Origin of the sequence: Exiguobacterium sp. s83, from assembly GCF_018617095.1 — a bacterium.
In the GTDB taxonomy this organism is placed as follows: Bacteria; Bacillota; Bacilli; order Exiguobacteriales; family Exiguobacteriaceae; genus Exiguobacterium; species Exiguobacterium profundum.
In genome coordinates, this window is the sequence record NZ_JACSJP010000015.1 from 1 (window position 1) to 778 (window position 778).

At 50.1% G+C, this 778-nt stretch carries 6 tRNA genes and 1 rRNA gene; all 7 read left to right on the forward strand.

The annotated features are described in order from the left end of the window. Window positions 1-88: ribosomal RNA gene (rrf, locus tag KNO73_RS14860) — 5S ribosomal RNA — on the forward strand; the annotation flags it as partial. A gap of 8 nt (window positions 89-96) precedes the next feature. Next, window positions 97-172, forward strand: a tRNA-Val gene (locus tag KNO73_RS14865). A gap of 9 nt (window positions 173-181) precedes the next feature. Continuing rightward, a tRNA-Thr gene (locus KNO73_RS14870) sits at window positions 182-257 on the forward strand. A gap of 41 nt (window positions 258-298) precedes the next feature. After that, window positions 299-385: transfer RNA gene (locus KNO73_RS14875), tRNA-Leu, on the forward strand. Between the two features lie 31 nt (window positions 386-416). After that, window positions 417-493, forward strand: a tRNA-Arg gene (locus KNO73_RS14880). Window positions 494-501: 8 nt separating this feature from the next. Continuing rightward, window positions 502-578 (forward strand) — tRNA-Pro (locus KNO73_RS14885). Window positions 579-591: 13 nt separating this feature from the next. Then, window positions 592-667: transfer RNA gene (locus KNO73_RS14890), tRNA-Ala, on the forward strand. The last annotated feature ends 111 nt before the right edge of the window (window positions 668-778 follow it).

Consider the following 778-nt stretch of genomic DNA (forward strand, 5'->3'; position numbering starts at 1 on the left):
CGTTCCCATGCCGAACACGGAAGTTAAGCGTCTCAGCGCCGAAAGTAGTTGGGGGATCTCCCCCTGTGAGGATAGGACGTTGCCAGGCTACATATTGGAGGATTAGCTCAGCTGGGAGAGCACCTGCCTTACAAGCAGGGGGTCGGCGGTTCGATCCCGTCATCCTCCACCATTTACACCTGCCGGTGTAGCTCAGTTGGTAGAGCATCTGACTTGTAATCAGAGGGTCGAGGGTTCGAATCCTTTCGCCGGCACCATTTGATCTTTTTAAAAAGTCTACCGCTAGAAATTATACCTTGCCGGGGTGGCGGAATTGGTAGACGCACAGGACTTAAAATCCTGCGAGGGTTTCCTCGTGCCGGTTCAAGTCCGGCCCTCGGTACCATTAATATTTTCCCATGATGATTATTCGTCTCGCACCCTTAGCTCAGCTGGATAGAGCGTTAGACTACGAATCTAAAGGCCGGGAGTTCGAATCTCTCAGGGTGCACCATTTTTAGACGGGAAGTAGCTCAGCTTGGTAGAGCACTTGGTTTGGGACCAAGGGGTCGCAGGTTCGAATCCTGTCTTCCCGACCATCATCACTTATATGGGGCCTTAGCTCAGCTGGGAGAGCGCCTGCCTTGCACGCAGGAGGTCAGCGGTTCGATCCCGCTAGGCTCCACCATTTTTATTTTTTTACAGACGAACTTTGAAAACTGAACGATGAGGCAAAAATAAGTTTTACAATTTTTGAATGAAGCGCAAGCTTCGTCAATTTAAGAGCTATATCAAATTC